Below are 11,641 nucleotides of genomic sequence, written 5' to 3'. Positions count from 1 at the left end.
AGAACAACCCCATGCCGGACGCCGACGCGTCACTCGGCCGCATCCTGGTGATCATCCCGACGTACAACGAGATCGACAACCTCGACATGATCACCACGCGCCTGCGGCAGGCCACCCCCGAGGTGCACATCCTGGTCGTGGACGACAACTCCCCGGACGGCACGGGTCGCCGCGCCGACGCCCTGGCCGCGTCCGACGACCACATCCACGTGCTGCACCGCGCGGGCAAGGAGGGCCTCGGCGCCGCCTACCTCGCCGGGTTCGCCTGGGGCCTGGAGGCGGGCTACGACGTCCTGGTCGAGTTCGACGCCGACGGCAGCCACCAACCGGAGCAGTTGCCGCGTGTGCTCGCGGCCCTCCACCACGCCGACATGGTGAAGGGCAGCCGCTGGGTCCGCGGCGGCCGCGTCGTCGACTGGGCATTGCACCGGGAGCTGCTGTCCCGCGGCGGCAGCATCTACACCCGCCTGATGCTCGGCGTGCCGGTGAAGGACATCACGGGCGGGTTCAACGCCTTCCACGCCGACACCCTGCGCGCCGTCCTCAGCGAACGGATCGACCAGCACGGCTACGGCATCCAGCGCGACCTCACGTGGCACGCCCACCGGCTCGGCAAGACCATCGTCGAGGTGCCCATCGAGTTTCGCGAGCGCCAGCGCGGCGCGTCCAAGATGAGCGGCGCGGTGGTGAAGGAGGCGATGCGCTCCACCACCCGGCTGGGTGTGGAACACCGCGGGCGGCAGGCCCGTGCCCTGGCGACCGAGCTGGGTCGGCGCGCCCAACGTGCGGGTGAGACGGCGAGGCGGGTCGCGGGCTCCCTCGCCCGCTCGGCCGGCGCCGCCCTCGGTGCGGCACGTCACCGCGACGCCCGACCGGACCCGACCGTCCCGGCCCAGCGCCCGGAGGATCGGCCATGAGCCGGTTCTGGCTGGTCGTGGCCGCCCTGCTGGGCGGGGCGGTGCTCGAGATCGCGGTGCTGTGGTGGCTGGCCGACACGATCGGGGCCGGGTGGACGCTGCTCGTGCTCGTCATCAGCGCCGTCGTCGGGGTGCTGCTGTTCCGCCGCGAGGGCGTCCGGACGTTCGCGTCGCTCCTCCAGGCTCCGCCGGAACCCGACCAGATCGGCCAGCGGGTCACCGACACCTTCTTGGTGATGCTGGGCGGCTTGCTGCTGCTGCTGCCCGGCCTGATCAGTGACGTGCTCGGCCTGATGTGCCTCGTGCCATTCACCCGGGCGATCGCGCGGCGCGGCGTCCAGGCGCTGGTGGGGCAACTGACGCGCCCCTACCGCGACCGCGCCGACCTCATCGACCTCCACCTGCGACCCGACACCGTGGTGCCGGGCCAGACGGTCAGCGGCGAGTCGACGGGCAACGGCGGCGGGGCGACCGCGGCCGACGACCGGACGCATCGGCCCCGCCCCGACGACCCCACCGTCATCCGCGGCGAGATCGAGCCCTGACCCGGGACTGAGCGGGAGCCAGGAGGGCCGGCATCGTTCAGTCCTGGGTGCGGATCTCCTGGAGCCGTTCGGCGAGGATGCCCTCCAGCTCCTCGATCGAGCGCCGCTCGCGCAGCATGTCCCAGTGGGTGCGGGGGGCCTTGCCCTCCTTCACCTCGGGCTCGACCCCGTCGGCCCGGCGTGCCTCGGTGCCGCAGCGGGGGCACTCCCACAGGGTGGGGAGCTCTGCCTCGGCGGCGAAGGTCAGGCTGAACTCATGGTCATTGGGGCAGATGAATGCGACGTCCTGCCGGGCGGCGAGTTCGACGCCGGCCGAGTCGGCCAAGCTCTTGCCACCGAGGCCCTGGCCCCGGAGTGTCTTGTCTGGCATGCGTCCTCCTTCGTTCGCACCTCAACGCTACCGGGCCGCCGCAATGTTCCCGGTGGTGGGTCAGCCGCCCGGAACGATGTCGGCGGGCTCCCGCACGGGGATCAGCACGAGCAGGCCGGCCAGCAGCACCACGACGATGCCGAGGATGCCCCAGTACTGCGTGTTCTCCTCACCCGTGACCCAGGCACCGAGCAGGATCGCCAGGGCGAAGAAGGTGGGCGCCAGGAACGAGATGGCGCGGCCGGTGGTGGCGTAGAGCCCGAAGATCTCGCCGGACTTGCCCTCGGGGATCAGCCGCGCCAGGTAGGAGCGAGACGCCGCCTGCGCCGGCCCCACGAACGCCGTCATCGCCATGCCCAGGGTCCAGAAGACGATCTGGCCGCGGTCGTGGAGGAAGAAGATCCCGAGCCCCAGGGCCACCAGCGCCGTCAGGGAGAACAGGATGACCTTCTTGGGGCCGATCCGGTCGTCCACGACCCCGAACGCGATCGTGGAGACCCCGGCGATGACGTTGGCGAGCGCGCCGAAGATGATGACGTCGCCCGGCTCGAACCCGAACGTGCCCGCCGCAATCACGGCCCCGAAGGCGAACACCCCAGACAGGCCGTCGCGGAACAGTGCGGAGGCGGCGAGGAAGAACACCGTGTGCGGGCTCTGGCGCCAGAGGTCCACCAGGGAGCGGAACAGCAGTACGTAGGACTGGGCGACGCTGACGCGCGGCGGCGCCGGTTTCGGCCGGTCGCGCAGGGTGAGAAAGGTGGGGAGCGTGAACACCGCGATCCACAGGCCGCAGACCACCATGGACGCGCGGATGTCGAGCCCGTCGGTGCTCGACACCCCGAACAGGCCGACCTCGGGGGCGATGAACCCGAAGTTGAGCGCGAGGAGGGCCACGATGCCGCCGAGATAGCCCAGCCCCCAGCCGAACCCGGAGACCCGCCCCACGTTCTGCTTGGTCGAGACCTCGTCGATGAGGGCGTAGTAGTTCACGTTCGCGATCTCGCCGACGATGGACGCCACCGCGAGGATGCCCAGCCCCAGCCACAGGAAGGTGGGATCGGGGCGCACGAAGAACAGGGCAGCCGCCAGGGCGGCGATGACCCACGTCTGCCAGCGCAGGTTGCGCACGGTGCGGCCCGTGCGGTCGGAGTTCTGCCCCAGCACCGGGGCGATGACGGCGACCACGAGGCCGGCCAAGGCCGTGGACACGGCCAGCGCGAGGGAGGTGACGTTGCGGTCGCCGAAGGCGGCGCTGGTGATGTAGACGCTGAAGACGAAGGTGATGATGACGGTGTTGAGGGGCTGGGTGCCCCAGTCCCACATCGCCCAGGCCGCCACCGAGCGCCGGGGGACCTGCTTGGTGACCGCGAGCGCCGAGCCCTCGGGTGCGATCTCGGTCACGGCTGGCCCTCCCAGAGGTCGCGGTCGATCAGGACGGAGCGCAGCGTCACCAGGTCGTCGCTGACCAGGCCGTCGACGCCGGCGTCGATGAGCCGTTCCATGGTGGGCCTGTCGTTGACGGTCCACACGTGCACCTGGGCGCCGCGGTGGTGGGCGTCCGCGATCATCCCCGGGCTGAGGAGCCGCAGGCCGGTCTGCGGGTGGTGCTCGGGAATCTGGAACACCTGCCCGCGCAGCGGCCAGACCCGGCGCAACCCTGGCGCCAGCCCGAAGACGGCCGACTCGACCGGGGACGCCGCGGTGGCGACCCGGCCCTGCGTGAGCCGCCGGAAGCGCTCGATGCGCGCCTGACCGAAGCTGCCCACGCACACCCGGTCGTGGGCGCCCAGCCGGTCCAGCGTCGCCACGAGGGCGTCGACGGCCCCGCTGGCCTTGAGGTCGATGTTGAAGCGGGCGCCCGGGAGGGCGTCCATGAGTTCGTCGAGCCGGGGGATCGGCTCCTGCCCACCGATCCGGGCGCGCGCCACCTCGGCCCACGGCAGGTCGGCGAGCCGGCCGGCGGCGTCCGTCACCCGGTCGAGCACCTCGTCGTGGAACGCGACCAGCACGCCGTCGCCGGTCACGTGCACGTCGGTCTCGAGGTACCGGAAGCCCGCCGCCCACGCCGCCGCGAACCCGCGCAGGCTGTTCTCGACGTCGGCGGGCTCGTCGTCGGTGACGCCGCCACGGTGGGCCAGGGCGACAAAGCGTCCCTCGAAGTAGGCGAAGTCGTCCGCCCGGCGCGCAACCATGGGGGTCAGCATAGGGAGCGCGACTGACGCTGGGGTGAACGGCGGGTTCGACACGCGTGCGTCGCGGCCCGTGCCGGGGCAGAATGGCCCACCGTGACCACGATTCTCTCGATCCAGTCCAGCGTGGCCTATGGCCACGTCGGCAACAGCGCCGCGACGTTCCCCCTGATGCGGGTGGGGTGTGAGGTGTGGCCGGTGTTGACGGTGCACTTCTCGAACAACACCTCCTACCCGTCCAAGCGCGGCCCGCTGCTGCGGCCAGAAGACGTCCGCGAGGTCGTCGAGGGCATCGACGAGCTGGGCGTGCTCGGCCGGGTGGACGCCGTGCTCACGGGCTACCAGGGCGCGCCGGCCATGGGGGCGGAGATCCTGCGCGTCGTGGAGCGGGTGAAGCAGGCCAACCCGGCGGCGATCTACTGCTGCGACCCCGTGATGGGTGACGTCGGGCGCGGCATGTACGTGCTGCCCGGCATCCCGGAGTTCGTGCGCGACCACGTCGTCGCGGCGGCCGATGTGCTGACGCCGAACCACTTCGAACTGAACTTCCTCACCGGTCGCGACGCCTCGACCCTGCCCGAGGTGCTCGAGGCGGCGGACGCCCTGCGCGCGGCCGGGCCGGACGTCGTGCTCGTCACCTCGGTGGTGGTGGACGGCGCCGACCCCGACACGGTGATGATGGTGGCGGTCACGGACGCCGGCGCCTGGTCGGTCACCACGCCGCTGCTGGGCCGCACGTTCACCGGCTCGGGCGACCTCACCGCAGCGATGTTTCTCGCCGCGCTGCTCGAGACGGGCTCACCCGAGCAGGCCGTGGGCCGGACCGCCGACATCGTCTACTCGGTGCTGGAGCGCACCACCGACCTCGACCAGCGGGAGCTGGCCCTCGTGGCCGCGCAGGAGGACCTGGTCGCCCCGCGCTTCGGCTTCGAGGTCTCCCGGCTGCGCTGAGCACGCCGGGAGCGCGCGGCGGAGGGGCGGGCCGGGCTCAGTCGAAGAAGACCTGGACGTCGGCTCCCAGCTTGGTGAGCCGGTTGGCCAGGTCCTCATAACCACGGTTGATGACGTAGACGTCGCGCAGCACGGTGACGCCGCGCGCCGCGAGGCTCGCCAGCAACAGGCACACCGCCGGCCGCAGGGCGGGCGGGCAGACCAGCTCCTGGCTGCGCCAGCGGGTGGGCCCGTCGACGACGAGGCGGTGCGGGTCGAGGAGCTGCGTCTGGGCGCCGAGCTTGTTCAGATCGAGCAGGTGGATCGCGCGGTTCTCGTAGACCCAGTCGTGGATCAGCGTCCGCCCCTGCGCCTCCGCGGCGATCACCGCGAAGAAGGGCAGGTTGTCGATGTTCAACCCCGGGAACGGCATCGGGTGGATCTTGTCCTGCGCCGCGACCAGGTCGCTCGGGTACACCGTGATGTCCACCAGCCGCGTGCGCCCGTTGGCCGCCGGGTATTCCTCGCTCAGGTCAAACCGCAGGCCCATGTCGGCCAGGATCGCGAGTTCGATCTCGAGGAACTCGATCGGCGCCCGTCGCACGGTCACCATCGACTTGGTGACCACCGCGGCGGTGATGAGGCTCATGGCCTCGATGGGATCCTCGGACGGCGCGACGCGGACGTCGGCCTCGATGCGCTCCACGCCGCGGATGCGCAGGGTCGTCGAGCCGATGCCCTCGATCGCGACGCCCAGGCTCTCCAGGAAGAAGCAGACGTCCTGCACCATGTAGTTCGGCGAGGCGTTGCGGATCACGGTCTCGCCCGGGTAGAGCGCGGCGGCCATGAGCACGTTCTCGGTGACGGTGTCGCCCCGCTCGGTGAGCGTGATGTGGCGGACGCCCTCGGCGGGCTCGCGGACGTGGGCGTGGTACCAGCCGTCTGTGGCCTTCACGTCGAGCCCGAAGTACTGCAGCGCCTGCAGGTGGGGCGTCACGGTCCGTGCCCCCAGGTTGCAGCCGCCGGCGTAGGGCAGCTGGAAGTCGGGCAGCATGTGGAGCAGCGGGCCGAGGAACATGATGACGCTGCGGGTGCGGCGGGCGGCGTCGACGTCCATGCCGCCGAGGTCGAGCACCTCGGGGCGAACCAGCTCGAGCTCGCTGCGGTCGTCGGACCACGTCACCCGGACGCCGATGCTCTCCAGCACCTCGAGAATACGGTTGACCTCCTCGATGCGGGCGATGCCCTCGAGCACCGTCCGGCCCTTGTTAAGCAGGGAGGCGCACAGCAACGCGACGGCGGCGTTCTTCGAGCTGCGCACGTCGATGCTGCCCGACAGCTTGGTCGGACCCTTGACGCGCAGGTGCATGGTGCGCCCCACGGGGGCGAGCACCGGATCCTGCAGAACGTCCGCGATGCGGGCGATGCCGCCGACGTCGAGCTCTTGGGTGCCGTGCTCGATGTCGCGGACGACCGTGGGCTCGACCTCGAGGGCCGAGGCAACCTGCTCGGGGGAGAGGCCGCGCTGGAGGCGGGCGTCGCGGATCAGGCGGCCCACGCTGGCGGGTGTGTTCTGGGTCACGTTGACGCATGCTACTCGACGCCCGCCGCGCGGGCCGTGCTCTAGAGTTGGAGCCATGAGCTCTCACTTCGACGTTGTCGTGCTCGGTGCCGGCCCAGGTGGTTACGTGGCCGCGATCCGCGCCTCCCAGCTGGGCAAGAAGGTCGCCATCATCGAGAAGGAGTACTGGGGCGGGGTGTGCCTCAACGTCGGGTGCATCCCCGCGAAGTCCCTGCTGCGCAACGCTGAGCTCGCCCACATCGTGACCCAGGAGGCCGACCAGTTCGGCATCGGCGGTGACATCACCGTCGACTATGGCAAGGCCTTCTCCCGGAGCCGGGACGTGTCGGCGCGCATGGTGAAGGGCGTCCACTTCCTGATGAAGAAGAACAAGATCACCGAGTTCTCCGGCTGGGGGACGTTCACCGACGCCACCACCATCGAGGTCGCGGCCGAGGACGGCTCGACGCAGACCGTCACCTTCGACAACGCCATCCTCGCCGTGGGCGCCACCACGAAGCTGTTGCGGGGCACCGAGCTGAGCGAGAACGTCATCACGTACAAGGAGCAGATCCTCACCGAGAACCTGCCGAAGTCGATCATCATCGGCGGTTCCGGCGCGATCGGCACGGAGTTCGCCTACGTCCTCAACAGCTACGGCGTCGACGTGACGATCGTGGAGTACCTCGACCGGTTGGTGCCGAACGAGGATCCGGAGATCAGCAAAGAACTCGCGAAGGCCTACAAGAAGCTCGGCATCAAGGTCCTGACCTCCACGGCCGTCACCTCGGTGGTCGACACCGGCTCGGGCGTCCGCGTCACGGTGACGCCCGCCAAGGGCGGCGACTCGACGATCCTCGAGGCCGACAAGATGATGCAGGCGATGGGTTTCAGCCCGCGGCTGGAGGGCTACGGCCTGGAGAACACGGGCGTGAAGGTCTCCGAGCGCGGCCTCATCGAGATCGACGACTTCATGCGCACCAACGTCAAGGGCATCTACGCCATCGGCGACTGCACCGGCAAGCTCATGCTGGCCCACACCGCCGAGGCGCAGGGCGTCGTCGCTGCCGAGACGATCGCCGGCGCTGAGACGCTGCCGATCAACTACGACATGATCCCGCGCGCCACCTACTGCCAGCCCCAGATCGGCTCGTTCGGCTACACCGAGGCCCAGGCAAAGGAGAAGGGCTTCAACGTCAAGGTCGGCAAGTTCCCGTTCTCGGCGAACGGCAAGGCCTGGGGCCTGGGCGACGGCGTCGGCTTCGTCAAGATCGTGGCGGACGCCGAGCACAACGAGATCCTGGGCGCCCACATGATCGGGCCGGACGTGACCGAGCTGCTCCCCGAGCTGATCCTGGCCCAGATGTGGGATCTGACTGCCGACGAGGTCGGCCGGACGATCCACGCCCACCCCACGCTGTCGGAGGCCATCAAGGAGGCCGCCGAGGGCGTCGGCGGGCACATGATCAACTTCTGAGGATGGGGCCGCGACCGACTCGCGCACCACAGCGCAGCTGCGCTGGCAGGGTCGGTCGACAGATGCGGCCCGGCCCGGCGGGCAGGAGACCACGTGTGGTCGCCTTTCTTGCGGCCCATGCGGTCGTGACATCTCTCTTACTGGAGCCCGGTCAGCGCTTGTCGTGCGGCATCGCTCTGGCAGGATCGTCCGGCACCCACTCCAGGAGGTCGCCCGGCTGGCAGTCGAGCACCTCGCACATCGCCTCCAGGGTGCTGAAGCGCACCGCCTTGGCCCGCCCGTTCTTGAGGACGGCCACGTTGGCCGGGGTGATGCCGACCCGCTCGGCGAACTCGCCGACCGAAATCTTGCGCCGGGCGAGCTCCACATCGATCCGGATGACGATCGCCATCAGATGACCGCCTCCATCTCCGTGCGTAGGCCGGTGGCCTGCACGAGCAGGGAGCGCATGACGCGCATGAGCAGCGCCAACCCGACGCCCATCGCCACGCCGCACAGGAGCATGAACATCCACAGCGGTGGGCCGCCGACGGTGAACGACTGGTAGACAATCGTGGCCAGGCAGACCGTACCGCCGCCAAGGAAGGCCAGCGTCAGCCCGTCGACCCAGCGCAGCGCCTGCGGGGTGAAGACCTCGTCGCGCGAGGTCAGGCCCAGCAGGAGAAAGGTGCAGACGATCCCCACCTGGACGCAGCCCAGGCCGAGGATCGCGAAGGTCAGGATGGGCCAGCGCATGTAGGCCTCTGCGGGCAGGTCGCGAGCCACTTCCCCGGAGAGCAAGGGCAGGACCACGACCTGGATCAAGGCGATGACGCCGAAGGCTCCGGCGAGGAGAGCCCGGAGGACACCGGTCACAAGAAGGCGTTTCATAGATCGATCTTGCGCATGCCAACCTCATCAGTGCTCGCTGCCAAGACAGCATCATGCGTCCGATGCGGATGGGTGCGGGCAGGGTGTCGGCTCGCCGCGCCGGGTCGACGGGATGGTTCAACGTGGTCAGGGTGCAGCCGTGCCCGATGAGGGCGTCCTCACCGATGGTGATGCCACCGGTGTCCTGGAACCGGCACCCCATGTTGATGAAGACACCCGGGCTCAGCGTGAGGTTCTTGCCGAACTCGGTGTAGAAGGGCGGGAACAGACCCACCGAGTCCGGGATCTCCTTGCCCGTCAGTTCGGCGAGCAGGGCGCGCACCTGATCGGGGGCGACGTACCCGGAGTTGAGCCTGGCCGTGACCGCCAACGCTTCTTGGGCGGCGGCGTGCATGAACGCGTGCTCCTCCGAGCCGCCGATCACCGGCGCGCCGCTGTTGATGTGGGCAAGGAAATCGTGGAGGTCCATGGCCGGCACGTTACCGGGGAAGCCGCAACGGCGGGCCTCAGACGAGGGGCCAGGGATAGGCGTAGTCGGTGGTGGGGTAGGGCAGCACGGGGTCGCGCAGCAGGCGTCGGACGCGGCGGCGCACGAGCTCGGCCTCGTGGTCGTCCAGCAACTCGGCGACCTCGGGCGGCAGCCCGTCGGCCAAGGGGGCGAGATCCACCAGCACGTCGTCGGGGAGCGGATCGCCCGCGAAGTCCCAGATCACGGTGCGGAGCCGGGCGAACGCGCCGAAGCACAGCCCGTGGTCGATGCCCCAGACGCGACGGTCGGCGTCCAGCAACACGTGGCCGCTCTTGCGGTCGGTGTTGTTGGTGATGACGTCGAACACGGCCAAGCGGCGCAAGGCGTCGTGGGTGTCGGCGTGGCCGTCCCACAAGGTGAAGTAGTGCTCGCCGTCGTTCTCCACGAACCACTGCACCGACCCGACGCCGGCAGGGGCGTCCGAACGCACCACGGTGGGGGGAACGAGGTGCCAGCCGAGGGACTCGCTCAGCAGGAACGCTGCCCGTTCGCGGGCGTGGAGGCCGGGCGGGAAGTCGTGCAGCGGGCGCTCACCCACCTCGGGCTTGTAGACGCCCCAGGCGTAGTCGTCGTCGCTGCCGAACTCGACGACGAAGGTCAGGTTGCTACTCTCCGTGACGCGCCCGATGATGGTCAGCTCTTGGGTGGCCAGCAGGTCCAGCTCGCGGGTGAACGGCGGCTCAGGGCGGGTCATGGGCTCAGGCGTCCGCCGCGGGAGGAGCGGCGGGACGGAGCTCGCGCAGCGACCCGGTGGTCGTGTTCGTGTGCAGGACGCCGACGCTGCCGTCCGCGTGACGCGCGATCACCGACACCGACGCCGGGTTGACCCAGATGCGCTGGAAGGAATCCAACGGCGTGCCGAGCGCGTGGGCCAGGGCCGCCTTCAGCGGGTCGGCATGGCTGAAGCAGGCCACGACCTCGCCGGGGTGCGCAGCGGCGATGGCGTCCAGCGCGCCGACGATGCGCTCGGACATCTCGGTGAAGCTCTCCCCGCCGGGGAAACGGAACTCCGAGGGCTTCTGCTGCACCGTCTGCCACTCGGGCAGCTTCGCCAGCTCCTCCAGACGCGCGCCCGTCCAGTCACCGAAGTCGCACTCCAGCAGGCCGTCGTGCCCGGACGCCTCCAGCCCGAAGCGGGCCGCGGTGGGCGCGGCGGTCTCGCGGGTGCGCTCCAACGGGGAGGTGTAGATCGCCGTCACCGGCAGCTTCTCCAGCCGCTTGGCGACCTTCTCGGCCTGGGCGAGCCCGGCCTCGGCCAAGTGCAGGCCCGGGGCGCGTCCGGGCAGCACCTGCCCGGTCGTCGGGGTGACGCCGTGCCGGACGAGCAGCAGGAGGGTCGGCAGGTTGGTGCTCATGGGCTCCGGAGATTACCCCCTCACGAGCTCAGCGCCGCCAGGTCTTCCCGGACGGACGCCGGCTCGTCGGCCAGCGGCAGCGTGTCGGGGTAGAGCGCGCCGTCGGTCGCATCGGCGGCGTCGGGGGTCAGGGCCGAGAAGAGTGGTGCCAGGTCGTCCTGCTCGGGGCCGCGCTCGGCGACCAGCTCGAGGGTGAGCCGTTCGGCGTCCGCTGTCAGGCCGGCCAGCAGGACGCGGGCGATCTGGTCGCGGGCGATGACGCCGTCGCTGGAGTCCCCGGCCCTGCGACCGTCACCCTGGAGGAACACGAGGTGCCGCTCATCGGCGTCGTTGTAGTCGAACCACCCCGGCCGCACGACGGTGTAGGGGTGACCGCTGCGCCGGACGAGCCGCTCCGCGCGCCGCTTCTGGTCGTGCGAACCGAGCTGCCGGTTGTAGGGCGAGTCGTGCACGGTCACACCGATCGCGGTCATCAGCGCGATGCGGATGTCCCGGCCGCGCGCCGCGTCCAGCACCGAGCGCACGAAGCCATAGTCGACACGCTCGACCTCGGCCGCGCTCGCGTGGGTGCCGTGGGTGAACACCACGGCGTCCATCCCCTCCACCGCAGCGGCGGCGGTGGCGGGATCACCGGGGTCGCCCACCAGCAGTTCGACGGCGTCGGGCAGGGTGCGGGCGGCGCGCTCCGCGTCCCGCACCACCGCGCGCACCCGCAGGCCGGCGTCCACCGCCTGCTGGGCGACGAGGCGTCCGATGCTGCCCGTGCCGCCCACCAGCAGGACTGTCGAGATGGTCATGCGTGCTCCTCGCGCCGAAGGGTCTGAATCCACCAGTTCCACCAGCGTCGCGCCCGGGCGCGCGAGGGGGAAGGCCCTGACCAGCGGGGTACCGCTGGAAC

At 70.4% G+C, this 11,641-nt stretch carries 12 protein-coding genes and 1 pseudogene; 4 read left to right on the top strand and 9 right to left on the bottom strand.

Features of this window, described 5'->3' with window-relative positions:
* Nucleotides 1-11: 11 nt before the first annotated feature.
* Together PCC79_RS08380 and PCC79_RS08375 are read left to right on the top strand one after the other, a co-directional pair.
* Nucleotides 12-806 (top strand): annotated as a pseudogene (locus tag PCC79_RS08380) (polyprenol monophosphomannose synthase); the annotation flags it as partial.
* Nucleotides 807-913: 107 nt separating this feature from the next.
* On the top strand, nucleotides 914-1,462 hold the full coding sequence (locus PCC79_RS08375; RefSeq protein ID WP_232547945.1) for an FxsA family protein: 549 nt from the start codon (nucleotides 914-916) through the stop codon (nucleotides 1,460-1,462).
* 37 nt (nucleotides 1,463-1,499) lie between these two features.
* Here the strand turns inward: PCC79_RS08375 and PCC79_RS08370 are convergent, their stop codons facing one another.
* From PCC79_RS08370 to PCC79_RS08360, 3 genes are read right to left on the bottom strand one after another with little or no spacing between them, the layout of a single operon-like run.
* Nucleotides 1,500-1,832, bottom strand: a complete 333-nt coding sequence (locus PCC79_RS08370) for an RNA polymerase-binding protein RbpA (protein WP_232547946.1) — start codon at nucleotides 1,830-1,832, stop codon at nucleotides 1,500-1,502.
* 60 nt (nucleotides 1,833-1,892) lie between these two features.
* Nucleotides 1,893-3,233: an MFS transporter gene (locus PCC79_RS08365; RefSeq protein WP_342373561.1), complete on the bottom strand. Its 1,341-nt coding sequence runs from the start codon at nucleotides 3,231-3,233 to the stop codon at nucleotides 1,893-1,895.
* Complete coding sequence (locus PCC79_RS08360; protein ID WP_342373560.1) at nucleotides 3,230-4,024, bottom strand: glycerophosphodiester phosphodiesterase family protein; 795 nt, start codon at nucleotides 4,022-4,024, stop codon at nucleotides 3,230-3,232. Before PCC79_RS08360 ends, PCC79_RS08365 begins: the two co-directional genes overlap by 4 nt.
* 93 nt (nucleotides 4,025-4,117) lie before the next feature.
* Here PCC79_RS08360 and pdxY point away from each other — a divergent pair, with 93 nt between their 5' ends.
* Nucleotides 4,118-4,972, top strand: coding sequence for a pyridoxal kinase PdxY (gene pdxY, locus PCC79_RS08355; RefSeq protein ID WP_342373559.1), 855 nt, complete (start codon nucleotides 4,118-4,120; stop codon nucleotides 4,970-4,972).
* A gap of 37 nt (nucleotides 4,973-5,009) precedes the next feature.
* Here pdxY and PCC79_RS08350 read toward each other — a convergent pair whose 3' ends face one another.
* Entirely contained in the window at nucleotides 5,010-6,533 is a 1,524-nt protein-coding gene (locus PCC79_RS08350; protein ID WP_342373558.1) for a UDP-N-acetylglucosamine 1-carboxyvinyltransferase, read from the bottom strand.
* A gap of 55 nt (nucleotides 6,534-6,588) precedes the next feature.
* On the opposite strand from PCC79_RS08350, the gene lpdA reads away from it, so the two are divergent.
* Nucleotides 6,589-7,989: a dihydrolipoyl dehydrogenase gene (gene lpdA / locus PCC79_RS08345; protein WP_342373557.1), complete on the top strand. Its 1,401-nt coding sequence runs from the start codon at nucleotides 6,589-6,591 to the stop codon at nucleotides 7,987-7,989.
* A gap of 151 nt (nucleotides 7,990-8,140) precedes the next feature.
* On the opposite strand, the gene PCC79_RS08340 is transcribed toward lpdA, so the two are convergent.
* The 5 genes from PCC79_RS08340 to PCC79_RS08320 all read right to left on the bottom strand — a co-directional run bounded on the left by PCC79_RS08340 (nucleotide 8,141) and on the right by PCC79_RS08320 (nucleotide 11,540).
* Nucleotides 8,141-8,380: a helix-turn-helix domain-containing protein gene (locus PCC79_RS08340; protein WP_232547951.1), complete on the bottom strand. Its 240-nt coding sequence runs from the start codon at nucleotides 8,378-8,380 to the stop codon at nucleotides 8,141-8,143.
* A complete protein-coding gene (locus tag PCC79_RS08335) occupies nucleotides 8,380-8,859 on the bottom strand; it encodes a DUF2975 domain-containing protein (RefSeq protein ID WP_342373556.1) in 480 nt (159 codons plus the stop codon). The genes PCC79_RS08340 and PCC79_RS08335 overlap by 1 nt, the downstream gene beginning before the upstream one ends.
* A 506-nt stretch (nucleotides 8,860-9,365) precedes the next feature.
* The gene (locus PCC79_RS08330) at nucleotides 9,366-10,082 is read right to left on the bottom strand and encodes an SCO1664 family protein (protein ID WP_232547953.1); all 717 of its coding nucleotides are present in this window, start codon (nucleotides 10,080-10,082) and stop codon (nucleotides 9,366-9,368) included.
* Nucleotides 10,083-10,086: 4 nt separating this feature from the next.
* A complete protein-coding gene (locus tag PCC79_RS08325) occupies nucleotides 10,087-10,743 on the bottom strand; it encodes a histidine phosphatase family protein (RefSeq protein ID WP_342373555.1) in 657 nt (218 codons plus the stop codon).
* Between the two features lie 20 nt (nucleotides 10,744-10,763).
* Nucleotides 10,764-11,540 carry an SDR family oxidoreductase gene (locus tag PCC79_RS08320; protein WP_342373554.1) on the bottom strand — a complete coding sequence of 259 codons (777 nt, stop codon included), beginning with the start codon at nucleotides 11,538-11,540 and terminating at the stop codon, nucleotides 10,764-10,766.
* Between the last annotated feature and the right edge of the window lie 101 nt (nucleotides 11,541-11,641).

It is taken from the genome of Propioniciclava soli, from assembly GCF_038502305.1.
Lineage (GTDB): Bacteria > Actinomycetota > Actinomycetes > Propionibacteriales > Propionibacteriaceae > Propioniciclava > Propioniciclava soli.
Note: the sequence above shows the minus strand (reverse complement) of the source record. Positions and strands in the feature narration are given on the sequence as shown.